Annotated in this window: 22 protein-coding genes and 1 pseudogene; 15 read left to right on the plus strand and 8 right to left on the minus strand. The window is 44.5% G+C overall.

The features are described from left to right. Positions 1-43: 43 nt before the first annotated feature. A complete protein-coding gene (locus ACP7BU_RS12895) occupies positions 44-583 on the minus strand; it encodes a DUF924 family protein (protein ID WP_114540923.1) in 540 nt (179 codons plus the stop codon). Between the two features lie 211 nt (positions 584-794). On the opposite strand from ACP7BU_RS12895, the gene gshA reads away from it, so the two are divergent. Together gshA and ACP7BU_RS12905 are read left to right on the plus strand one after the other, a co-directional pair. After that, positions 795-2,372 carry a glutamate--cysteine ligase gene (gene gshA / locus ACP7BU_RS12900; RefSeq protein WP_425880067.1) on the plus strand — a complete coding sequence of 526 codons (1,578 nt, stop codon included), beginning with the start codon at positions 795-797 and terminating at the stop codon, positions 2,370-2,372. Positions 2,373-2,390: 18 nt separating this feature from the next. Continuing rightward, positions 2,391-2,918 carry a disulfide bond formation protein B gene (locus ACP7BU_RS12905; RefSeq protein ID WP_004281272.1) on the plus strand — a complete coding sequence of 176 codons (528 nt, stop codon included), beginning with the start codon at positions 2,391-2,393 and terminating at the stop codon, positions 2,916-2,918. A 52-nt stretch (positions 2,919-2,970) separates the two neighbouring features. Here the strand turns inward: ACP7BU_RS12905 and ACP7BU_RS12910 are convergent, their stop codons facing one another. Next, positions 2,971-4,302: a hypothetical protein gene (locus ACP7BU_RS12910; RefSeq protein ID WP_425880066.1), complete on the minus strand. Its 1,332-nt coding sequence runs from the start codon at positions 4,300-4,302 to the stop codon at positions 2,971-2,973. Between the two features lie 246 nt (positions 4,303-4,548). Here ACP7BU_RS12910 and ACP7BU_RS12915 point away from each other — a divergent pair, with 246 nt between their 5' ends. The 7 genes from ACP7BU_RS12915 to urtE all read left to right on the plus strand — a co-directional run bounded on the left by ACP7BU_RS12915 (position 4,549) and on the right by urtE (position 12,992). After that, on the plus strand, positions 4,549-5,142 hold the full coding sequence (locus ACP7BU_RS12915) for a YqiA/YcfP family alpha/beta fold hydrolase (RefSeq protein WP_425880065.1): 594 nt from the start codon (positions 4,549-4,551) through the stop codon (positions 5,140-5,142). A 1-nt stretch (position 5,143) separates the two neighbouring features. Next, complete coding sequence (parE, locus tag ACP7BU_RS12920) at positions 5,144-7,024, plus strand: DNA topoisomerase IV subunit B (protein WP_004281275.1); 1,881 nt, start codon at positions 5,144-5,146, stop codon at positions 7,022-7,024. A 359-nt stretch (positions 7,025-7,383) separates the two neighbouring features. Then, complete coding sequence (urtA, locus tag ACP7BU_RS12925) at positions 7,384-8,664, plus strand: urea ABC transporter substrate-binding protein (RefSeq protein WP_004729110.1); 1,281 nt, start codon at positions 7,384-7,386, stop codon at positions 8,662-8,664. A gap of 94 nt (positions 8,665-8,758) precedes the next feature. Then, positions 8,759-10,390 carry an urea ABC transporter permease subunit UrtB gene (gene urtB / locus ACP7BU_RS12930; RefSeq protein ID WP_425880064.1) on the plus strand — a complete coding sequence of 544 codons (1,632 nt, stop codon included), beginning with the start codon at positions 8,759-8,761 and terminating at the stop codon, positions 10,388-10,390. 4 nt (positions 10,391-10,394) lie between these two features. Continuing rightward, entirely contained in the window at positions 10,395-11,468 is a 1,074-nt protein-coding gene (gene urtC / locus ACP7BU_RS12935; protein WP_425880063.1) for an urea ABC transporter permease subunit UrtC, read from the plus strand. Next, positions 11,465-12,283, plus strand: a complete 819-nt coding sequence (urtD, locus tag ACP7BU_RS12940) for an urea ABC transporter ATP-binding protein UrtD (protein ID WP_425880062.1) — start codon at positions 11,465-11,467, stop codon at positions 12,281-12,283. The genes urtC and urtD overlap by 4 nt, the downstream gene beginning before the upstream one ends. Before the next feature lie 10 nt (positions 12,284-12,293). Further along, positions 12,294-12,992: an urea ABC transporter ATP-binding subunit UrtE gene (gene urtE / locus ACP7BU_RS12945; RefSeq protein WP_004729117.1), complete on the plus strand. Its 699-nt coding sequence runs from the start codon at positions 12,294-12,296 to the stop codon at positions 12,990-12,992. 401 nt (positions 12,993-13,393) lie between these two features. On the opposite strand, the gene ACP7BU_RS12950 is transcribed toward urtE, so the two are convergent. The 3 genes from ACP7BU_RS12950 to ACP7BU_RS12960 all read right to left on the minus strand — a co-directional run bounded on the left by ACP7BU_RS12950 (position 13,394) and on the right by ACP7BU_RS12960 (position 15,607). After that, complete coding sequence (locus ACP7BU_RS12950) at positions 13,394-14,116, minus strand: hypothetical protein (protein WP_425880061.1); 723 nt, start codon at positions 14,114-14,116, stop codon at positions 13,394-13,396. 172 nt (positions 14,117-14,288) lie between these two features. Next, positions 14,289-14,801 carry a GNAT family N-acetyltransferase gene (locus tag ACP7BU_RS12955; protein ID WP_314101404.1) on the minus strand — a complete coding sequence of 171 codons (513 nt, stop codon included), beginning with the start codon at positions 14,799-14,801 and terminating at the stop codon, positions 14,289-14,291. A gap of 80 nt (positions 14,802-14,881) precedes the next feature. Further along, a complete protein-coding gene (locus ACP7BU_RS12960) occupies positions 14,882-15,607 on the minus strand; it encodes an outer membrane protein OmpK (RefSeq protein WP_005105335.1) in 726 nt (241 codons plus the stop codon). 1,007 nt (positions 15,608-16,614) lie between these two features. Here ACP7BU_RS12960 and ACP7BU_RS12965 point away from each other — a divergent pair. The 4 genes from ACP7BU_RS12965 to dsbD all read left to right on the plus strand — a co-directional run bounded on the left by ACP7BU_RS12965 (position 16,615) and on the right by dsbD (position 20,288). Next, positions 16,615-16,980: an HPF/RaiA family ribosome-associated protein gene (locus ACP7BU_RS12965; protein WP_005261539.1), complete on the plus strand. Its 366-nt coding sequence runs from the start codon at positions 16,615-16,617 to the stop codon at positions 16,978-16,980. Positions 16,981-17,107: 127 nt separating this feature from the next. Further along, entirely contained in the window at positions 17,108-17,650 is a 543-nt protein-coding gene (locus tag ACP7BU_RS12970; RefSeq protein ID WP_004647221.1) for a hypothetical protein, read from the plus strand. A 21-nt stretch (positions 17,651-17,671) separates the two neighbouring features. Beyond that, positions 17,672-18,427, plus strand: coding sequence for a transporter (locus ACP7BU_RS12975; protein WP_425880060.1), 756 nt, complete (start codon positions 17,672-17,674; stop codon positions 18,425-18,427). A 19-nt stretch (positions 18,428-18,446) separates the two neighbouring features. Continuing rightward, entirely contained in the window at positions 18,447-20,288 is a 1,842-nt protein-coding gene (gene dsbD, locus ACP7BU_RS12980) for a protein-disulfide reductase DsbD (protein ID WP_071850326.1), read from the plus strand. A gap of 25 nt (positions 20,289-20,313) precedes the next feature. Here dsbD and ACP7BU_RS12985 read toward each other — a convergent pair whose 3' ends face one another. After that, entirely contained in the window at positions 20,314-21,510 is a 1,197-nt protein-coding gene (locus tag ACP7BU_RS12985; protein WP_425880059.1) for a GGDEF domain-containing protein, read from the minus strand. A 340-nt stretch (positions 21,511-21,850) separates the two neighbouring features. Here ACP7BU_RS12985 and ACP7BU_RS12990 point away from each other — a divergent pair, with 340 nt between their 5' ends. Next, a complete protein-coding gene (locus ACP7BU_RS12990) occupies positions 21,851-22,420 on the plus strand; it encodes an FMN-dependent NADH-azoreductase (protein WP_425880058.1) in 570 nt (189 codons plus the stop codon). A gap of 62 nt (positions 22,421-22,482) precedes the next feature. On the opposite strand, the gene ACP7BU_RS12995 is transcribed toward ACP7BU_RS12990, so the two are convergent. Further along, on the minus strand, positions 22,483-23,394 hold the full coding sequence (locus tag ACP7BU_RS12995; protein WP_425880057.1) for an alpha/beta hydrolase: 912 nt from the start codon (positions 23,392-23,394) through the stop codon (positions 22,483-22,485). 156 nt (positions 23,395-23,550) lie between these two features. On the opposite strand from ACP7BU_RS12995, the gene ACP7BU_RS13000 reads away from it, so the two are divergent. Beyond that, positions 23,551-23,988 (plus strand): DUF2147 domain-containing protein, encoded by a 438-nt coding sequence (locus ACP7BU_RS13000; protein WP_005105342.1) that lies wholly within the window; start codon positions 23,551-23,553, stop codon positions 23,986-23,988. A gap of 75 nt (positions 23,989-24,063) precedes the next feature. Here the strand turns inward: ACP7BU_RS13000 and ACP7BU_RS13005 are convergent. Next, a pseudogene (locus ACP7BU_RS13005) lies at positions 24,064-24,166 on the minus strand (IS5/IS1182 family transposase); the annotation flags it as partial.

Consider the following 24,166-nt stretch of genomic DNA (forward strand, 5'->3'; position numbering starts at 1 on the left):
CCTGATGCAATGATCCAGTCCAGACAGCCGGTCTTAAAAAATCTTAAAAACTGCTATCGGGCTGGGTCAGGAAAGTAAGTTCTTCATCGGTCGAGTCACGACCCAGAATCTGGTTTCGGTGCGGGTAACGTCCAAAGCGGTCAATAATGACCTTGTGCTTTTTCTCGAATTCCAGATTGGTCGGATTGCCCAGACGCTGAAACAGTTTTAAGGCGAATTCATGAATCAGTTTGGATTCGCTGTGCATAAATGGCATATACAGAAAGGCACGCTGTTCCGGACTGAGCTGTTGATCCAGGTTCAGGCTGATGGCTTCCTGAGCCAAGGCCAGTGCCAGACTGTCTTGGGCGAAAGCTTGGGGAGAATCACGGAATAAATTTCGTGAAAATTGATCTAGCACAATAATTTCGGCCAGCCGGCCTTCTGCGGTTTTACGCCAGCCCCAAAGTTCAGCCTGGGCTGCCTGCTGATGGGTGCTCATGAACTGCTGCGCAATACTTTGGTCGAATTCATGACTTTGGCTAAACCATAAGGGCTGGCTGTCCGCATGAAACCAAAAGTCTAAAATATCTTGATAATTCATAATATTTACAATTCATTAGCATCTATTTGTTAATAAAATCACAAATTTTCCATGTCTTATAGAGGAAGTTTGTGTTAAAAATTTGCCAAATTAAAAATCAATGGTTTGCCTGAAAACTAGGCAGCCTGTCATATGCCGGCACGAAATCACGTTATACTGATTAAACCGATGATTTTAATTTAATAATTTAGCCCCCTTAAGCGAGATTGTAATGAGTCAACCTGAATCGACTTCCCAAAATGTGTTACCGACCTGGGTCGAGTCGTCACTCATCAAAGGCATGTTGCGTGGTATCGAGCGTGAAAGCTTACGTATGCAAAGTGATGGTTTCCTGTCACAGGCAGCGCATCCTCGTGCCTTGGGTTCAGCCTTGACTCATCCACATATCACCACGGACTATTCTGAAGCATTGATGGAGTTTATTACTCCGCCACAGGACAGTATTAAAAAAGCGCTGGACTATCTCAGCGATATTCATGCGATTGTCCATCGTCATCTGGAAAATGATGAAAAGCTCTGGCCTTTGTCGATGCCGTGTATGCTGGACAGCCGCGATGACAGTATTCCGCTGGCACAGTATGGCAGCTCGAATATCGGTTTATTTAAAACCTTGTATCGTCATGGTCTAGGTGTGCGTTATGGCCGCCGTATGCAGACGATTTCAGGTGTGCATTACAACCTGTCTTTCCCGGATCATCTGTTCGAGGCCTTGCAACAGCAGGAACAGGACGAGGCGCTGCAAGCATTGAGCTTGCAGGATTATCGCAGTCATCGCTATATGGGCCTGATCCGTAACTTTATTCGTCTGACCCCACTGGTGATGTTCCTGATCGGGGCCAGTCCGGCGGTCTGCCAGTGCTTTATGACTGGCCGTGATCATTTCTTGCTGCCATTGGTCAAAGGCACCTTGTATTCGCCTTATGCGACTGCGCTACGTATGGGACGTTTTGGCTATCAAAACTCTGCACAGAAACAGCTCGGTATTCACTACAATAATTTGCAGGACTATCTGGACGGACTGCAAAAAGCGGTCAAAACGCCCTATAAACCGTTTAGTCGTTTGGGATTAGATGATTCCAATGGCCAGCCGATCCAGATCAATGATCATGTGTTGCAAATCGAAAATGAATATTACAGCTTAGTGCGCCCGAAACAGGTGCCACTCGCGGGTGAAACCCCGTCACAGGCACTGGAAAATCGTGGGATTGCCTATGTCGAGCTGCGCGCAGTCGATGTCAATCCATACAGCCCGATTGGCATTAATGAAGATACGGCCGGTTTCCTTGAAGTGGTAGCCTTGTACTGTTTATTGCAAGATAGTCCGGCACTACTCAGTGATGAACAGGATATTATTGAGCAGAATCAGGCCGAAGTAGTGAACCGTGGCCGTGCGCCAAATGCCGCAATTATGGAAAATGGCCAGTCTTATCCGATTGAGGATTGGTGTGCCATACATTTGCAGCGCATGCATCCCTTGGCCAAGCTGTTAAATTCGGCCTATGACAGTACTCTCTATACCGATGCATTAAAAACCATGATGATCCGGGTCGATGAAGTCGATGCCACCTTGTCTGCCTTGGTGGTGGGTGATACGCGTGAACAGGGCGGGATGTGGCATTTTGGCCAACATCTGGCACAGCAGCACAGCAGTGTCTATGAAGAACATCAGCTCAGTCCGGAAACACTGGCTTATTTTGAAGAAATGTCACAAAAGTCATTGCAGCAGCAACAGCAACTCGAGCAAGATAGCAGCATCAGTTTTGCTGATTATTTAGCCCAATATCGATAAAAAATAAGGGGATTCACCATGCAATGGGGTTATCGCTTCGTGAGTGGTATGTTGTTTCTGGCTGCTGTCATCGGCATGGCATTTGCCTTATATCTTGAGCATGTACAAGGTCTGGCGCCTTGTCCGCTCTGTGTGTTTCAGCGTGTCGGATTAATCGGACTCGGGATCATCTCACTGATCGCATTCCTGCATAATCCCGCATCTAATCTCATGAAGCGGCTATATGCCTTGCTGGGTTCGCTCAGTATTTTGTGGTCTGTGGGCGTGGCTGCGCGTCATGTCTGGTTACAGAACCTGCCCCCGGATCAGGTGCCGAGCTGTGGTCCCGGTCTGGAATACTGGCTGGAAACCCTGCCGATGCAGTCTGTACTGCAACAGGTCTTAAATGGTTCAGGGGAATGTGCCGCGATTGACTGGACCTTCTTGGGTCAATCCTTGCCTGTCTGGTCTTTGATCTTCTTTAGTATTTTATTGCTGATTAGCCTGTGGCAACTACTGCGTAAATATAAAAAGGCACCGGTTAAACGACTCAGAGATAAATACTAATCAAGTTCCTATTAAAAAGCCCTCAATGGAGGGCTTTTTAATGTACGGAGAGTTAAGTCAGGGCAATACCTTCCAGACTGTCCAGATCCGTCATATATTCACGAATCTGATCAAAGGCCTTATCTTCTACACTTGGATAGAACCAGCGCGCCACCTGTTCCGCCACCAGTGGATGATATTGAATTTCAAAATGGTTCAGGCCATAAAAAATCGCCTTGTGTGCATCCGGGACTTTGAGCTGGAAACGCGGATTGGGATGCTCGCCCAAAGCACTTTTAATACTCACCAGATAATCACCAATCACATGCAGGGTCTTGTTCTTGCGGTTTTCAAACTCGATGGTGCCGGCGACCAGATAGGTGTCGATATGAGAGGGAATCGGGGCAGGTTTACGGTGATCATCCATAAAGCCGATCCGAAGTGGATTATGCTCCCAGTCATCATCCCGGACGCTGCCATGGCGCAAATCCAGAATACCGTTACTGCGAATATTGACCAGATGGCCAAGCAGCCGGATCAGTGGAAAATGTCCAAGTTTGTCCTGCAAGCTAAAGCCAAAACGTTCCAGTACTGCACCATGATGCGGTGAACCCAGACAGACCAGATTTTCCACCATATTGACCCAGCTATAGACATTCTGCTTGCCATAAAACAGCGCACTACGAGAGACCAGACCACCCATGCTATGCCCGATCAGGTCAATACTGGTAATTCTCGGATTGCGAGCAATCAGATCCTGTAAGGTATTCGCCAGACTTCGACCATTGGCAGAAATCCGGCGTCCAGTATTGTAATTCAGATAGAGCATGGTATTGCGGTCACGCTGCGCCAGTAATTTTGCCCCAATGCCCTCATATTTGCGATTTGACCAGTCTAAATGGTTCATGCATAAGCCATGTACAAACAAAGTAATACGACCGCTTAGCTCACCTTTTTGCAGCGAGCCATAATAGTCATAGATCACCATCGGCAAGGCCAGAGGATTCTGATATTTCAGCAGATAATCCCCGATAATGCCATTTAAGACACTGACCAGGAAATGCAAGGAAGGTGTCAGCGGTTTATTATGCAGTTTAGGAAAGCGTTCAATAATCTGGCGCAAAGCAGGGGCAATCAGGGTATTGCCGTAATGAAACAGCATGTCATAAGACATTTGATAGAGCCGCACGATTGAAGGAATATTCTGAATTTTTTCTGAATTATTTTCACTTAAACCGAAAATACTCATTAAAATTTCGCGTTGAATACTCTTGATCAGCTCCTGGATCACATCGTTAAAGCGCATCGTTACCAGCTGCGCCAGACCTTCCAGTACATCGGCCTGACTCGGCGGGGTTCGATCCCATCGACAATAGGTTTCATGTAACGGTGTCAAACTTGGCATCTGATCCTGTCCTTTCAATGAGCCGCATGTGGTGCCATCTTTCTTTTTAAAGAACTTCGCGGTATAAATTCTTTTTCTTGTTGAGTTTCCTGATTTTGAGGGCCTCAGCTTAAAATAACGAGAATGAGAGAAGATTTTGAGCTTTTTTGTCAGACAATTTAAGCAATTAACTGGTCTTATAACGTAGTGTACTTCACATTATTTAAATTAAATTTTGATGATTGATGGGTTTTTTGTTGGTAGTTCATGAATATCATTTATTTGCATGGTTTTAAGAGTAATTCGAACTCGATCAAGGGGAAATTGCTGCAACATTACTGTGCAAAGTATCCTGAAATTCAGGTACATTTACCCGATTTAAACATGTCACCGAACGCTGCCATTGCGTATGTTTCTGGCCTGATTGAATCGATGCATGATGTGGCGTTACTGGGCAGCAGTCTCGGCGGATTTTATGCGACACATCTGGTCGCACAGCATGCTGTGCCTGCTGTACTGATCAATCCGGCAATGCGACCATGGCAACTGTTTCTTGAACTATTTGATGAGCAACTGCCTTATCAGGTTCATCCGAAATGGTGTCTGGATGAAGCAGATCTGGTACAACTCCAGCAATTGGCCCTGCCTGTTGCACAAGATGCAGACAAAATACTGGTTCTGCTGCAACAAGGTGATGAAGTTTTGGATTATCGTGAAGCACATCGTTATTATAGTGCTGCGCATCCCCCTGCAATACTGATGACTGAAGCGCATGGCAGTCACGGGATGGATGATTTTGCGGAAAAAATTCCGTTCGTCTTACAGTTTTTATTGGACTGCATAAAAAAGGAAACCGAATAACGTGTCTCAATATACGGCTCAATCTCTTGAAGTTTTATCTGGTCTGGATCCGGTCCGTCGTCGTCCGGGCATGTATACCGATACTTCTCGTCCCAACCATTTGGCACAGGAAGTGATTGATAATGCTGTCGATGAGGCACTGGCAGGACATGCCAACAAGATTACCGTCACGGTCTATAAAGATGGTTCTTTATCAGTCGAAGACAATGGCCGTGGGATGCCGGTGGATATTCACCCTGAATACGGCCAGAGCGGTATTGAAATTATCATGACCAAACTGCATGCCGGCGGTAAGTTCAGCACCGATAACTACCAGTTTTCCGGTGGTTTGCATGGCGTCGGGATTTCAGTGGTCAATGCGCTTTCGACCCGGGTAGAGGTTGAAGTTCAGCGTCAGGGCAATCTGTATAAAATGGCCTTTGAAAATGGCGAACCGGTTGCACCGCTTGAAGTGCTGGCAGGTAAGGCACCGAAACGGGTATCAGGAACTACGGTACAATTCTGGCCTGAAGCCAAATATTTTGATTCGCCTAAATTTGCCTTAAAAGCGTTAAAACATAATCTCAAAGCCAAAGCTGTTTTGGCGGCGGGTTTACAGATCAATTATGTTGATCAGATCAATGATGAAAAGATTACCTGGCAGTTTGAAAATGGTCTGGTTGATTATTTGATGGACGAGCTGGAAGACCGTGAAATTATTCCGGCACCGGCGTTTGTTGCCACAGGCGATGCGGAACGTGCCAGCGCAGAATTTGCAATTTGCTGGAATGTCGAAGGGGGTGAAAGCGTCCAGGAATCTTATGTCAACCTGATTCCGACCGCACAAGGCGGAACGCATGTGAATGGTCTGCGTTCAGGCGTCACCGATGCGATGCGTGAATTCTGTGAACTGCGTAATTTGCTGCCGCGGAATATGAAACTCTCTGCCGAAGATGTCTGGGACGGCGTCAATTATATCCTGTCGCTGAAATTTCAGGAGCCGCAATTCTCAGGTCAGACTAAAGAACGTCTATCGAGCCGTGAAGCAGCTGGAATTGTGCAGAATATTGCCAAAGATGCCTTTGCATTATGGTTGAACCAGAATTCTGACATCGCCATGCAACTGGCAGAAATGGCCATTTCCAAAGCCGGTCGCCGTCTCAAAGCAGCGAAAAAAGTAGAACGTAAGAAAATTGTCGCGGGTCCAACCTTGCCGGGGAAACTGTCGGACTGTGTAGGCCATGATCTGGATCAGTCAGAACTGTTTATTGTGGAAGGGGATTCTGCGGGTGGTTCGGCCAAGCAGGCGCGTGATAAGAACTTCCAGGCGATTATGCCAATTCGTGGAAAAATCCTGAATACTTGGGAAGTCTCTTCTGACGAAGTTCTAGCATCGCAGGAAGTACACAATATTGCGATTGCCATTGGCGTTGATCCGGGTTCGGATGACTTGTCTGAACTGCGTTATGGCAAGGTCTGTATCCTGGCGGATGCCGACTCGGATGGTTTGCATATCGCGACTTTGCTGTGTGCCTTGTTTGTAAAGCATTTTCCTACACTGGTCGAGGAAGGGCATTTATTTGTAGCGATGCCGCCATTATTCCGTATTGATGACAATAAAGATGTGCACTACGCTTTGGATGAAGATGAGCTGAATAGCATCCTGAAAAAATGCAAAACCAAGAATCCGCAAATCACCCGATTCAAGGGTCTGGGCGAGATGAATGCCAGTCAGTTACGTGAAACCACGCTTGATCCAAACACGCGTCGTCTGGTGCAACTGGATCTGGATGATGCTCATCATACCGCAGGGTTACTGGATAAACTTTTGGCGAAAAAGCGTGCCAGTGACCGCAAAGACTGGTTGGAGCAAAAAGGTAATCTGGCAGATTTGGTGGTTTAAACTATCGAATTTAAGCAGTAAAAAATCCCGCAAGCGCGGGATTTTTTGTTTTAAAACAGTGCAAAAAATATTCAAGGTGCTGCACTTTATTTGTACATCATCTTCTATCTTAGTTTTGGCATATTTTGATTGGTCTTTATGCAACTTATTTAAAGTTGAGTCTGAGTTCTACATTGCAATAGGGCTTTAAGTCTTTTTAGTATGACTAAATACATGATTCATAATACAAATAATGAGATCAGTTAAAGTGAATTTTTTTATTTTTTGAAGCCTTGGCACAGAAATTGAATCACTCCATCCAGATGTACAACAAGACAAGCATGAAAAATGCACCATTATAAAGTTTGGAGAAAAATCTGATGTTCCAACGCAATTTATTTTCAAAAAGTATTTTAGCCGCAACCATGGCAGGGGCTGTTGCATTAACGGGGTGTTCAAAATCTGCTGAAAAAGCAGAAGCCCCGGGCGCAGAAAGCAAAGTCGCAGACAGCGGCGACACGATTAAAGTCGGGATCCTGCATTCATTGTCAGGCACGATGGCAATTTCTGAGACCTCACTGAAAGATACGGCCTTAATGGCGATTAAGGAAATCAATGATAATGGTGGGGTACTGGGTAAAAAACTGGAACCTGTGGTGGTCGATCCAGCATCTGACTGGCCACTGTTTGCAGAGCAAGCACGTCAGCTGATTACCCAAGACAAAGTCGCGGTAATTTTCGGTGCATGGACGTCGGTGTCACGTAAATCTGTCTTACCAGTGGTTGAAGAGCTGAATGGCTTATTGTTCTATCCCGTACAGTACGAAGGCCAGGAACAATCCAAAAATATTTTTTATACTGGTGCTGCGCCTAACCAGCAAGCCATTCCAGCCGTGGAATACTTGATGAGTGAAGAGGGCGGTAAAGCGGAGCGTTTTGTTCTGCTCGGTACAGACTATGTTTACCCACGTACCACCAACCAGATTTTACGTGCTTTTTTAAAGTCTAAAGGCGTGGCTGATGCGGACATCATGGAAGAGTACACGCCATTTGGTCATAGCAACTATCAAACCATTGTCGGCAATGTGAAAAAATTCGCAGCTGGTAAAAAGACTGCGGTGATCTCGACCATCAATGGCGACTCGAATGTGCCGTTCTATCGTGAATTGGGTAATCAGGGCATTAAAGCCTCTGATATTCCCGTCATGGCGTTCTCGGTGGGTGAAGAAGAACTGCGTGGTATTGACACCAAGCCATTGGTCGGTCATTTGGCGTCATGGAACTATTTCATGTCAGTGAAGAATCCGGTCAATACAGAATTTACCAACAAAATGAAGCAGTATGCAGTGGAATTCAAACTGCCGAATGCAGACAAGCTCGTGACCAATGACCCAATGGAAGCAACTTATGTCGGGATTAACATGTGGAAGCAAGCCGTTGAAAAAGCAGGTTCTACAGAGGTCGATAAAGTCCGTGAAGCGATGGCAGGTCAGGAATTCAAAGCCCCATCGGGCTATACCTTAAAAATGGATGCGACGAATCACCACTTACACAAGCCAGTCATGATTGGTCAGATTCGTGGCGATGGACAGTTTGATGTGGTCTATAAAACGCCACAAGCCATCCAGGCACAGCCTTGGAGCCCGTACATTCCGAAATAACAGCTATCTTTTGCCTGCCACAGCCGTGGCAGGTGTCCTCTGATTTTTTTCTTACTCTCCACGGAAAATTTCCAATGGAATAGGGGTGAATATAATGAATATTCGCGTGAATATCGCCGCTATTTTTCTGGTATTTGTACAGGTTATTTGTGTACAACTGGTATCAGCAGAACAATCCTCAAATAGCACTGCATTGACTGCAGCAATACAACAAGATGCAATCCAGCAATTTGTGCAAGGTGATTTTGCCCAGCGCCGTGCTTTACTGAAGCAATGGCCGGGCAGTATTGAGCAGTTAGATCAGCTTGCAGAATATGTTGAAAACGAGCAGCTTTATAGTGGGGCTAATGGTCAAACCTATATTTTAGAATCGGACGAAAAATTACTCAGCTATCCGAGTCTAGGCATCGTTGCAGATTGGCCGAGTGACTTATCACAAGTGACTTTGGTGAATACCTTGCGTAAAGCGCTCAACTTTGGTTTGGCACAAAGAAAACTCAAATCTGAAGATGCTTCCGAGCGTTTAGAAGCGATTGATATTTATGAAAGCAACTTGGCAGAGCTGAATGTTGCTCACATCAATGCCCTGTATTTGAACGAACAAAATAACAAAGTCAAAGCCCGTTTGGCCCAGCTTAAAGCGCGTCTGGATTATCAAGATGCAGATGTCTTAGTTAAAATTCAAGCGGCGAAAGCCTTGCAAGACTCCAATCGTCCCGATGTCTTGGCGATGATCGACAATGAGCTGACACAGCCGAATATCCATTCTGAGCTGAAAGCGGCTTTGCTTGAAGCGAAAAGCAGTATTAAAACCCGGATTCAAGCCAGTGAATGGACTGGGCATTTATTTTCAGGGCTGAGTACTGCGAGTATTTTACTGCTTGCAGCACTCGGTTTAGCCATTACTTATGGTTTGCTCGGTGTCATCAATATGGCGCATGGTGAGCTCATTATGATTGGCGCCTATACTACTTATGTGGTGCAAAGTCTGTTTAAAAGCTATTTGGGTAGCTATGTCGAGTGGTACTTAATCGCCGCTATTCCTGCGGCATTCTTGGTGAGTGGACTGATCGGTATGTTGATTGAACGTACCGTGATTCGTCCATTATACGGTCGTCAACTTGAAACCTTGCTTGCAACCTTTGGGGTCAGCCTGATTCTGATGCAATTGGTACGCATGACTTTTGGTGCGCAAAATGTCGAAGTTTCTAACATTTCCTGGCTGTCAGGCGGGATCTCGATTACTCCAAGCTTGATGCTGCCCTATAACCGTATTGCGATTATTGTCTTTACTATTGCAGTGCTTTTGTTGTTGGTTTACCTACTGAATAAAACCCGTTTTGGCTTGTTTGTACGTGCGGTGACGCAAAACCGTCAAATGGCGCGAGCAGTCGGTATTCGTTCAAGCCGTATCGACATGATGGCCTTTGGTTTAGGTTCAGGTCTTGCAGGACTAGCCGGATGTGCTTTGGCACAAGTCGGTAACGTCGGGCCGGATTTAGGGCAAAACTATATTATTGATGCCTTCTTGGTTGTAGTAGTCGGTGGTGTAGGTCAGGTGTGGGGTGCAGTCCTTGCAGCGCTTGGTCTGGGTATTAGCGGTACAGCCTTGGAAATTGGCATTGGTGCGGTACTGGCAAAAATTATTCTCTTGGTGCTTGTGATTTTGTTTATTCAGAAACGTCCACAAGGTTTGTTTGCCATCAAAGGCCGTTTTGTGGAGTAAGCACATGAAGATCACACAATTATTATCCGACAAACCGCATAGTGGCATTGCGATTGCCGTGTGCTTTGCCATTTTATTGGCATTGCCATGGTTACACCTGTTACCTGCCGATTCAACCCTGCATTTATCTGCGTATTGGGTCACCCTGATTGGCAAAATCATGTGCTTGGCCTTGGTCGCTTTGGCACTCGATTTAGTGTGGGGTTATGCCGGCATTTTAAGTTTGGGGCATGGTTTGTACTTTGCCCTTGGCGGTTATGCCTTTGGCATGTACCTGATGCGCCAGTCTGCAGGGGATGGTATTCCTGACTTTATGCGCTTCCTGAGTTGGACGGAAGTGCCATGGTTTTGGGTGGGGACTGAATACTTCCTTTGGTCACTTGCCCTTGTGGTGTTAGTACCGGGCATCATTGCCTTTATTTTTGGTTTCTTTGCTTTTCGCTCGAAAATTAAGGGCGTGTATTTCTCGATTATTACCCAAGCTATGACTTTTGCTGCTGCATTACTTTTCTTCCGTAATGAAACCGGCTTTGGTGGCAACAACGGCTTTACCGGTTTTAAAACTATTTTAGGTATGGACATTACCTCGGCATCGATGCGGGCAAGTTTGTGCTTTATCACCGCTTTGGTATTGTTGCTGTGCTTTATTGGTTTACGTCATTTGATGAATAAACCGTATGGCCGTGTACTCGGTGCAATTCGTGACAGCGAAAACCGTCTGCAATATTTGGGCTACCGTACCTTGTGGTACAAGCTCTCGGCATGGGTGCTATCTGCGGTGATTGCAGGCATTGCAGGGGCACTGTATGTGCCACAAGCCGGCATTATTAACCCAAGTGAAATGAACCCGGTGAACTCGATTGAAATGGCGGTGTGGGTGGCAGCGGGTGGTCGTGGCACGCTGATTGGTCCATTGATTGGGGCAGGCTTAATCAATGGAGTAAAAACCTATTTTACTTCGGCTTATCCTGAAGCATGGCTGTTGATTTTGGGTACGTTATTTATTGTAGTGACCATCTTCCTGCCAAAAGGCATTATTGGTCTGTTTGACCGTTTTAAAAAGGAGCGTAGCGAATGAGCGAAATCCTACAACCGCATGGTGGTCATGCTTCTGAAGGCTATGGTCGTCCAAAAGAACAAGGCGCAGACTTTACTCACGGCATAGCGCTATATCTGGAAAAAGTAAGCGTCTGGTTTGATGCTTTTCGTGCCTTAAATGATTTGTCGCTCTACATTGAAGAAGGGGAATTACGCTGCATCATCGGGCCGAACGGGGCAGGTAAAACCACCCTCATGGATGTGATTACCGGTAAAACGCGACCAACCGAAGGCACAGCATTTTTTGGGCAAAACTACGATTTAGCCAAAATGAGCACTGAACAAATTGCCGAAGCAGGCATTGGGCGTAAGTTCCAAAAACCGACGGTGTTTGAAAATTTCACCGTCATGGAAAATCTGCTTCTAGCAGCACCCAAAGACAAACGTGTGAAAAAAAGCCTCTTTAGCAAGCTTGATCCGGATGCACAAAATGCCTTGGATGAATCCCTCACTCAAATTCGTCTGCAAGAGTTCATTAATAAACCTGCTGGCTTGCTGTCACATGGTCAAAAGCAATGGTTAGAAATCGGTATGTTGCTGATGCAACGTCCAAAACTGATTTTGCTTGATGAACCTGTAGCAGGCATGACCGATGCCGAAACCGAACGCACGGCGGAGCTGTGTTTAGAACTCAAGAAAAATCACACCCTCGTTGTGGTCGAGCATGACATGAGCTTCATTGACACCATTAGTGAAAAAGTCACGGTACTGGCGCAAGGGGCAATTTTGGCAGAAGGCACATTGGCAGAAGTACAAGCCAATGAAGATGTCATTGAAAAGTATTTAGGGCGTTAAGGAGCTTGCGATGTTAGAAGTCAAAGACGTCAATCAATTTTATGGTGGCAGTCATATTTTACGTGATGTGTCATTGACTGCACCTGTGGGTGAATGTTCGGTGGTGCTTGGACGCAATGGGGTGGGGAAAACCACGCTCCTTAAATGTCTGATGGGTATTTTACCGATTAAATCCGGACAGATTTTGTTGGATGGCAAGGACATTTCGAAACTCAGTCCTGAACAGCGTGTCCGTGCAGGTCTGGCTTATGTGCCCCAAGGTCGAGATATTTTTTCAACTTTAACCGTGGAGGAAAACATCCTCATTGGTATGGCGAAATTTAAAGGCGCAAAGACACGCAAAGTGCCTGAGCATCTCTATGAAATTTTCCCTGTGTTGGATGAAATGAAGCATCGCCGTGGCGGAGATTTGTCTGGTGGTCAGCAGCAGCAGCTTGCCATTGCACGAGCACTTGCTTCTGAACCGCGTGTGCTGATTTTGGATGAACCGACTGAAGGTATTCAGCCATCCATTATTAAAGACATTGGCCGGGTCATTCGTAAACTGGCGGATGGTGGTGAGATGGCGATTGTGCTGGTTGAGCAGTTTTATGACTTTGCTGAAGAACTTGCTGATGGATATACCGTGATGGCACGTGGCCAAGTCGTGGCGCAAGGTGTGGGTAGTGAAATGCCGGAGAAAGGCATTCGGGAGTTGGTGGCAATTTAAGGCTTTTAGCTCCTTCTCCTATGGGAGAAGGTGGGGGGTGAGGGCTTATCTTTATTTACCTCTCCCTAACCCTCTCCTAGAAGGAGAGGGAAAAAGCCTCCCTGAGCAAGATATAAGCACTGCTTTATATCGAAGCGTAAGAAAGGGAGGTTTGGAGGGATTAGATTTTAAATCTCCTCTTACGAAGCAGAGCTTCTCATCTCTTAAAGAGAGAGGGGAATTTTCTTTTTTGAATAATGGAGGGATTAGATTTCTGTATTTTCATCCCAAAGGAAGTACATACCAAATTGTCCAGTTCTAAATTCACCGCCTATCGCTTTGCCCGTATCAGCCATATTTTCCCTATAATATTTTGAATATTATGTTTGTTATAGGGTAATAAGATATCGCTGAATCAGCAATCACTCAACCTTTAAATACATGCCATCCGCCGAGACATTATGGCCAAAACCGCAAGACATTGGATTGTTGCTATTCACTACAATCTGTTGTCCAATTTGAGCGTTAAACTGAAATTTCAAATCAATTTTGCAATTTTCTACGCTGTAATTGGCCTGAGCTTTATTCAGCGACATACGGGTTAAAAATTCTCCCATATTTGGTCCATAAATCAGACTGCGTAAACCCATATAGAGTCCATTAAACTCAATCTGGTAGGCATTAGAAGCTGGTTTAACTTCCATCGTATTCCACTGACCAAAACCTGCATAGCGGACATATTTTCCTGCAAAATTCTTCGGTTTTTCTGGTGCAGGTAACTGTTTTAGATTGAACTGGCTGGCTTTAGTATTCGGAAAAACGGAAAACCAGGCGCGTGCCCATTGCGGCTTTCCAAGCTTGGCATAACTTAAGCCAACATTATTAAACGCCGTGGTGATATCGCGTTCGGAAAAAGCTGTACCACCGTCTTCTACATTCATCGCACAAAAGGATGACCATGCGGCTTGTTGCTCAAATTGCGCTATGGCCTTTTGATATTGTTTTTGGTCGTAGAATTTTTTGCCATTATTTGCATAGCTTTGCACTTTGCTACAGCCTGAACGGAGCTCTTTTTCAAAGTCTGAATCAGCAAAAGTGAGCATACTTAAACTTAAAAGACCAATAGACAATAGAGATTTATACATGGTGTTATTCAGTATGATTTTGAGCTGAATAAAACATAGCCGCTCGTATAAGTAAATAGAACTTGTGCTTATTAAACTGGATAACAACAAAATATCGTGATGGCCAAATATTAAAAAGCTGAAAAGGAGTGTCCAGAAAGCAGTTCTGGAATAGCTTTAAACTAAGAATGAATCAAGCTCGATCCAGATTCAGTTGCAAGAGGACCAAATCACGCCATTGCCCAAACTTCTGTCCGACTTGCGGCATATAGGCAGTTTGAACGAAACCCAGTTTTTCATGCAGACGAATCGATGAAGTGTTTTCAGAATCAATCGCCGCGACCATGATATGCAGTTTCTGTACTTGAGCCTGTTCAATTAAATACTGCAATAATTGAGAACCCAAACCTTGCCCTGCATAATCCGGATTTAAAAAGATGGAATGTTCGACCGTCTGTTGAAAGCCCTGAATACTGCGAAACTGATCATAACAGGCATAGCCAGCAATGACCTGATTTCGCGTATCTTCAACCACAAAAACCGGGAAATTCTGATTTTTAAGCTGCTTAAACCAGATTTTGAAATAGTTCAAATCAAAGGCTGTTCTGTTCCAGGTCGCAGTACCATAGAGTACTTCCTGATTATAAATCTTGAGGATGGTTTCAAGATCATGTTCGGTCGCAGGTCGAATATCAAAATCAGGCATATTCTTGTTCTAGTAGAGGTGAGCTGAAATCACAGTTTAAAAAAAGCAGAACCGGAGTTCTGCTTTCGATCATACATCAATTAGAAATGATATTTCACAAGTGCGCTGACATTGTTTTCATCTTGATTTTTAAGACCAAACTTATTGTTCCACACTGAATGTTCAACACCGAGGTATAAACGGGTATCTGGAGAAATGTGTTTGCCCGCATTCCATTTCCACTGTGTAGTCCAGTTTAACTCGCTTGCTTGAGCGTCTTTTTCAGCAGTTGACCAATCAAGGAAGCCATCTACAAGAAAATCTTCAGCACCCAGTTTAAATGGCACACCATAGGTAAGCGTCATTTGATAATCGTCTTTATTGCCAAACACTTTTTCATTGTTTGCACGATAAAGATTTAAGCTTGCATATTGAAAGTATGGGATATCAAGGTCAAAGCCCACGCCATATAGGAAGTTATCAGCATTATCTGAACCTTCCCACGTTGTTGAAATAAGCACATCTTTCACTGGACCAAAGGCAAGTTTTTGGCCTGTAACTTCGCTTAAGCTTAAACGTGGTGATAACTCAAAGTACGTACTTTTAACATCATCGCCACCGCGCAGACGATCCATAAAGAAGAATACATCTGCATATTTAACTTTTGCAGCATATTCAACAGTTAAAGTAGTTTGCTGATCGTCTACAACTTCATAGTTTTCACCATAAAGACCTGTAACGCTAAAGTCCTGCCAAACTGGTTTTGCTTGAGCAAATGCTGCAGTTGAAGCCAATGCACAAAGTGCCGCAAGTTGTGTAAATTTCATTTAAATCTATCCCCCCGAGAAAGCAGAATAAGCATACAGATTAATAAGTAAAAATAAAGTTAAAAGTGATCGCTGACTTAAATATATTTCAGCCCCCATGAGTTGAATGAAGACGATCATCTTCCTCAGTTTTCATTGCCTTTCGCTGATACTTCTCTAAATTATTATTTTTTAAATAAAGTTGAATATGTAGTGCCTTAAAAGACTGAATGTATAACTAAAAATATAAAATCACTTCAATTTACGATGATTAACTTACAAAATCAGTAAAAAATAGGGGGGGATATACAGATTGTTTAGTAATTAATTTGGGCCTGAGGCTGAACAGCTTTGTTCTGTTTGTGTAATGAGGTTAGTTTGAAAATCTCAAATGACCGTCGTTTTATAAGCCTGTTCTCAGCCTCTTCAAGTGAGATTGAACGGTCTTATATTTCAATAAAAAATTATTTTGCAGGTTGTTATTTTAAAATGACGAAAGAGTATTTTTCCCGGTTATGCAAAAGCAACTAAATAATGATAAAGCAAATGATCTATTCAGGACTGTAAGGCTGACTAGGCGCTGATCTTATAAGATAAATTATTAGGTAAAAGTGAGCTAATTTCGATAAAAAATACTTTTAATTCCTCCTTTTTTAGGTTTCCTGGTCGAGTGTTATTTAAGCGATTTATCGGTCTGGCTAAAAAATTATTTCAAATTAAATCATGTGAAAGGTTGTGAAATTTCCGTTTGAAAAATCCTGTATTTTTGAGCTGAGTAAGCAGTTGTCACAATGGATTATTCTTTTGCTAAAAAACCAAAATATCACTTGCATATTTCCAAGATACAGCCGATATTCAAGATATAAGGACACGATTCTGCAGACTCAAAAATGTGTTCATCATTCAAAATGGAGGGTGTGATTCCAATCATTTGAAGAAGTGAAATGCGATGCGAAACAGCAAGCTACAAACGTGCCAAGATAAAAAATTTTGCACTCAAAAGTTACAAAGATTGAGGATGGTAATATATGAATATTGAACTTCGTACCGATAACCACATTCAGAATAGTGATCGTTTAATTACTTATGTACGGGAAGAATTAAATCAAGAATTCCAGCGCCACAGCGAACGTATTACCCATTTTTCAGTCCATCTTAGTGATGAAAATGGCGCCAAAGGCGGCGATGACGATATTCGTTGTATGATTGAAGCGCGTCCTGCAGGCTTGAAACCTGTCGTAGTCAATCATCGTGGCCATAATGTCGATACTGCGATCCATGGTGCAATTGACCGACTAAAACGTAGTCTGGAACATGTGATCGAGAAAAAAGACAATGTTCGTCTTGGTGCTCTCGAACTAGCAGACACAGATACTGCGGATATCGAAGACTAAGCCGAACCGATTTGAAAAAGCCCTGCGGGGCTTTTTTCGTATTAAACAAAAATATAGTTATGAGAAGCACAACAAATCCTGCTTTATTCGGCATAATAGTCGAAAACGAATCAAAGTGAGCTCCATCATGTTAACTGCGCAACAACAACTTTTTGTGCAAGCACTCGAAGAATTAAATCTGGACCAGGTCAAACAGCTGCTGGCAGATGGACTCAACCCGAATTTTATTGATCATGACAAAGGCCCGGTGATTTCGGTCTGGTCAGATGGCCTGTTTAAATGGTGGGAAGAAGTGTGTGAGCTGTATGAAGCCGGAACACCACTTTCAGAAGAGGAGAAACAGGCACGTTTGGCGGTACATTTACAGATTCTGGAAGAACTGATCCAGGCCAAAGTGAATCTGCATTTGTGGGATGCAGAAGAAATTTATGGTCCACTCTGGGATGCCGCAAGTGCCGCATGCGCGCCAGCTGTACAGCGTTTACTGGATGAAAAAGTCGATCCAAATAGCAAAGATGAAGATGGCATGACTATTTTATCTTCAATTAGTGATCTATTCTTTGATTGTGATTTTGATGAAATCAACTGGTCAGAAGCCTTGGATGAAGAAAAACAGACGCTAGAACTGCTTCGCAAGCATGGCGCAAAAATGACCAAAGAACTCAGTTAAATTTTAATAAAGAGCTCCAACATGACAACATTAAAAACCTTGGGTTTGATTGCACTGGCCGGTTATAGTGCACAGCTTTTCGCAGCAGATTTTGAATTTGATCGACCAGGTGAGGGTCTCAGTACTGGAATTACGCCAGTCGGAAATGTCGCTTGGGAGCAAGGGTTGCCTACAGCGCGTTATAGCAAGTCGGGCGATCAGACCGCGACCACACTCAGTGCAGATATGTTGTTACGTACCGGACTCAGTGATGATCTGGAATTGCGTTTAGGTTGGGCTGGCCCGACCTGGACCCAAGTGAAATCCAATGGCCAGACCGAAGAAGATGATGGTCTGGGCGATGTTAGTATTGGTCTGAAAAAGGCCATTGATTTGGATGATGACAAACTCAGTATGGCTTTGCTGGCCGAAGCCATCATTGCAACAGGCAATGCCGGTTTCACTAATGAAGAAGATATTTACAGCTTGGGTTCTGTCGTGTCGTATCAATATAATGACTTGGTCAGTACCGCATTGACCATGCGTTATGAATGGCAGGACAGCAACTGGGCAGTGTCTGCGATTCCTTCTCTAGGCTACCGCATTACTGATCGCTGGTCAGGTTATTCTGAACTGATTTACCGTAAAGCTGAAAGTGTCGATAATCAATACGCGCTCGGTACCGGGGTTATGTATGCCTTAAACGACCGTGTCCAATTGGATGCGAATGTCGGTGTAGATCTGGATGGTGCAGATCGAAGTTACTTCTCAGGCCTAGGTTTCTCTGTGCTGTTCTAAGTTATTCAACTCACAGATGATGAAATACTCGCAGTTCCCGACCTGGGGGAAAATGCTTGCCCTGGTTATTTTGGGAAGCACCTTGTTCAGCAGTCCTGCTCAGGCGGAAACTGCATTGTTGTCTGCCGAGCAGGCTTTTCCTGTGAGCGTGATCTCCACCAGTCAGCAGCAGGCTGAACTGAGTTGGCAGATTCCAGACAACTATTATCTGTATCAGCATAAAATTGAAGTCCGGCAGGGCAACCAACCGGTGTCGTTTGAGTTGCCACCCGCTGAAGATTTATATGATGATAACTATGGACATACCCAGGTTTATTATCAGCAGTTAAAGTTTCAAATTCCGACTCAGGCAGGGCAATCCTATCAGGTCAGCTGGCAGGGCTGTGCCAAAGACCGGATCTGTTATCCGCCACAAACCATTCAGTTCAAGACCGATTTGTCCGGTCTAGTGCAATTCGAAGCTGCCGGATCAGGAGCAAAGCGTTTACTTGATCTGAATACTTCATCACTGCAACACAATACCCTGTTTAATACAGTGGATTCCTCAGAATCTACAGCAGATGAAATCTCTGCATCAGCCAACACACAAACCGAACCTTATGCAGCACAAGACCAGAAATGGTCAGCCCAGTTGCTTGAGCGCTCTTTGGGCTATGGGCTTTTACTGTTCTTCGGCTTGGGAATTTTACTGGCTTTCACCCCGTGTTCCTTGCCGATGCTGCCAATTCTGACCTCGCTGATCGTACGTGACAGTAAAGGCCTGAAAGCCTGGATGATTGCACTGACTTTTGTCAGCAGTATGGCTACTGTCTATGCGGTACTCGGCTTAATTGCGTCTTCAGCTGGTCTGAACTTCCAGCGCTGGTTGCAGCAACCGGGAACCCTGATCGCATTTAGCATCCTGTTTGTCCTGTTTGCCCTGAATCTGTTTGGCCTGTTTGAAATCAAACTGCCGCAACGTCTGGTTCATCGTCTGGACCGGGCGCAGGCCATGCAGCAGGGAGGGAGTCTGGTCAGTGCCGGTGTCATGGGCATGATCTCGGCACTTCTGGTAGGACCATGCATGACCGCACCACTGGCAGGTGCATTGTTATTTATTTCCCAGACGCAAAGTCAGTGGCAGGGCGCTCTGTTGCTGTTTACTCTGGGTTTTGGGATGGGCACGCCTTTATTACTGGCCAGTATTCTGGGTGCACGGATTCTGCCTAAAGCCGGGCACTGGATGAATCAGATTAAAGTGCTCTTTGCCTTTATCATGCTGGCATTGGCCCTGTATTTTATTCGGCCGCTAATTTCAGAAGCCGCTTTACAATGGTTATCCTTAGCTTTGGGTATGACCTTCGTAGCCTATGTGCTGTTCCGGATTTTCTGGCATCGCACGAGTCTAAGATGGCTGTATATCCTGTGTCTGGTACTGGCTGTACCTTATATTGCTTATAGCCAATATCAGCATAGTCAGCGGTTTTTTGTGGAGCAGGTGAGTACAGAAGTCAACTGGCATGTGGCACGTAGTGCAGCAGAATTTCAGCAGATTTTGAACAAGGCACCACAAGGGCAAAAGATCATTATTGATGTCTACGCCGACTGGTGTGTCGCCTGTCAGCCGATCGAACATCGTATTTTAAAATCTGCAGCGGTGCAGCAGGCGCTTGCGCCATATTTCCTGATCAAGCTGGATTTAAGCCAATATAATGCCTCTCATCAAGCACTGTTAAACCAATGGGAAATTCTGGGACCGCCAACGTATTTATTCTTGAATGCGCAGCAGCAGGAAATTCGTGGCTTGCGTTTGACCGGTGCCTTTAGCGAGGGAGAATTGCTGGCACAACTGCAAGCGCTGGCTCAAAGTGAAAATCCATAATCTAGTCTTAAAAAGCTGAACCCGTTTAAGAGACCTGCATCTGTGCTGGCACCGGTTCAGCATAGGCTTTGACCAGATTACGCCCACCGGCTTTAGCCTGATAAAGCGCCTGATCGGCCTGACTCAATAACTGCTGCGGGCGTAATTCCGCGCTAGAAATGGCAATCCCGAAACTGGCGGTCACCGGAATCAGCTCACCCTCATCACTGAAAATCTGCAATTGCTGAATGGCGATGCGACAGCGTTCAGCCACTTGCTCGGCTTTTTCCAGACTGGTATTTTTAAGCACCAAAATAAATTCTTCCCCGCCAAAACGGCCGACCACATCACTTTCGCGCAATTGCTGGTTCAGTACAGCACTCACTTCAACTAAGGTTTCATCGCCCTTATGATGGCCATAGTGATCATTAATTTTCTTGAAATGATCCAGATCTAATAGCACTAAAGCATAATTGGGAGTGGCTGCGGCATTCAGTTTATCCAGACATTGGTTGATACTACGGCGGTTAAACAGGTTGGTGAGCGGATCAATCTGACTCAGCTGTTTGATCAGCTGCTCGCGATGACGCCATTGACTGAGCAGAATCTCGAATAACACCATGCAGACGGCCAGAATTGGCAAAATGAAATACAGCATCGATAACAGCCAGAAACCATTATAAAAAAGCTTGTCATCGATATTAAAGAGCGGTGAATAAGGTAATTGATGACTGAAACTTAAATAGGCACATCCGCCCAGAAAAATGGAGGCAGGAATCAGCATGCTATACACCAGCGTGCGATGAAACAGCACCAGACCGACCATAATTAAGCAGACGTAAGCGGTGGTAGCGACCGGACTGATCACGCCGACAATATAGGCATCCCGGCATAGCGAAACCACAAAGGTGCCGACTGCCAGATAGGGTAGATAACGTTCCACCAGACGGTTGCCCTGAAATTTATAACAAGGATAAATCAGTAAGGCTAAAATCAATAAAAAACTGCCGTTCAGCACGACTTGTGAATGAACCCGTTCAATCTGTACATATTGCCAATACTCAGGATTGAATAAAACAAAGAGATCCCAGCCGAGCCAGGTCAGATGTACACCGCATCCCAAAGTCAGCATCAGGATGCATTTCTTCAGGATACGCCAGTTCATCACGACTTCATCTTCGACCAGATATTTCTTGATTCTGTGTCTTAGCACTTTTTCTAATACAGGCGATATTCGCTTCATGGTCCCGGTCTGACTTTAATTGTTATGGCAGATTTTTTAAGACTTATTGGATATTTATAGCTTTATTTACACAAGATAATATAAGTTTGAATGCTTGATAAACAACAATATTTAAAACATTTTTGTGATTTAGTTGATATCTGATCTGCTCATTCTTTGCCTATAGCATAAGTGATCTAGGCTATACCAAAGGGTTCTAATCAAAATTAAAGAGGTTAAGAGGCATACAGTTTTGTTCTAAATTCAGGATGATGTGTTTTATTTGTGCTAATTATTTCAATATGGTCAATCGTTAAAATGGCTGCATTGTTAGAAACAACCAAAGATAAAGAGCGAAGCCATGAAAGTTTTACAGATTGATTCCAGTATTTTAGGAGATGCTTCTATTTCGCGTCAGTTGACTCAGGCCGTGGTGGAACAATTGCAGCAAAAATATGCTGAGGCCATTGAAGTTGAGTACCTGGATCTGGCAGCACAGCCTATTCCCCATCTTACTGCCGAAATTTTAATGGGCCAGAATGCAGAACAGACGGGATTGGGCGAGGAAATTTTAGAGCAATATTTGCAGGCGGATATCGTGGTGATTGGTGCAGCGATGTATAACTTCGGTTTGCCATCGACCTTAAAAGCCTGGATTGACCGGATTTGTGTCGCGGGACGTACCTTTAAATATACCGAACAAGGTCCTGTGGGTTTGGCGGGCAATAAGAGAGTGTATATCGCCAGCAGCCGTGGTGGTGTGTATGGCGAGCAAAGTCCGGCTGATTTTCAGGAGGCTTTCCTGAAAACCGTATTTAACTTTACCGGCGTGAATGATATCGAAGTGATTCGTGCTGAAGGGGTGAACATGGGCGAAGCGGTTAAAGCCCAAGCATTGCAAACTGCATTGCAGCAGGTTCAGGCCATTTAAAAATCTAAAACCTCTTTTCAAAGGTCAGCTACGGCTGACCTTTTTTATGCATTGAATTATGGTTAATCTCGGTCCAGACGATGGGCAAATTCTGCAAGATCGGTCAGGGCCTGCTTGGCTTCATCGAACCAGGCACTGAACATCTGGAAGTTGTGCCACATGCCGGTATACAGTTTAAATTCGACCTCGACACCCGTCTGTTCCGCTTTTTCTTTAAAACGGCTAGCATCATCCAGCAGAATTTCCTTGGAACCTACCTGAATATGAATCGGTGGCAAACCGGTTAAATCGGCAAAAAAAGGAGAAACTTCCGGATCACCACGATCAATCGAACGCGGCACATAATATTCAATCCCGGTTTGAACCGTTTCCAGAGACAGCAGGGCATCATGCTTCTGGTTATAACGTAAAGATTCACTGGTCAACGTTAAATCCAGCAGTGGAGACAGCAGAATCAGACCGCTGACCTGTGGCAGACTTTCCTGCTGTATTTTGAGTGCCAGCGCCAAGGCCAGATTGGCACCGCAAGAATCGCCGGACAGAATAATATCTTTGGCCTGAACACCTTGATCCAGCAGCAGATTATAGACATCAAACAAGGCTTCTAATGCTTCTGGATAGGCAGATTCAGGTGATAGCGGATAATCGACATGCAGTACCTGCATCTGGGTTCGAGCCGCAATTTGAGTCATAAAGGCGCGATGGGTATTTAAAGAACCTAAGTAAAATGCGCCGCCATGAATATGAAAAATCAGCTGGGTCGATTCCTGCTGCGGCTTAATTTCTTCCGCGCGCAGTCCGGCCAGTCGGAGCGAGCGAATCTTTACCGTTTTATCCTGAGGGAAAAGTTTGCACATCTGTTCCAGAGCAATGCGCATTGAACTCGGTGGAAGACTGAATCTGCTCGGGGCACGAATGGCCGTTTTTAAAAAGCTTTCTGTAATTAATTGTTTCGTTAGCGGGCTTATCTTCATCTTCCTTCCATCTTTTTGTGCTTTTATTGATCGTGTAGATTATTTACCAACCATATTTACAAGGTTACACTAAATAGTCACAGCTAAAAATTGAAAAATTGTTGTGACTTTTTAATACTACATGGGTCTATTTTCAGACTAAGGAAATGAAGAAAAATGAAAAAAATAGCGCTTACGTTAGGACTACTAGGCTTATCTGCACTGGCTAATGCCGCGGATCCTTTAAATGGCACGGTATGGAAAACCATTGATGATAAAACCAAGCAGCCTAAGGCCATGGTTAAATTCACTGAACAAAAGAACGGCACTTTGTCAGCCAGTATTCAGTCTGTGTTAACTCCAGGTGAAGAAAATGCCTGCAAGAAATGTGAAGGTCCATATCACAACAAATCTCTGAAAGGCCTGACCATTGTTAAAGGTCTAAAAAATGCTGGCGGGACTAGCTATGACAGCGGTTCGATCCTGGATCCGCAATCTGGTAAAACCTATAAGTTGAAAGGCCAGCTAGCAGACGGTGGCAAGAAGCTTGAGCTACGTGGTTTTATCGGCGTAGCGGCATTGGGTCGTAACCAGACCTGGATTCGTGCCAACTAATTTATTTTAAGCAGATATACAAAAGCCTGACCGATGTCAGGCTTTTTTTTTATAACTATTAGGGTCTGTTGACATTTACTGTTCATAATTAACCCTATAAAGGTAGCCATAAAAATATACAGGCTAAAGCAACAGAACTTTGATAATTTCTTTTGAGCTTGTCATATCGAGTAGCTAT

It is taken from the genome of Acinetobacter sp. 40AMC3-4 (assembly GCF_049898185.1).
Taxonomy (GTDB): Bacteria; Pseudomonadota; Gammaproteobacteria; order Pseudomonadales; family Moraxellaceae; genus Acinetobacter.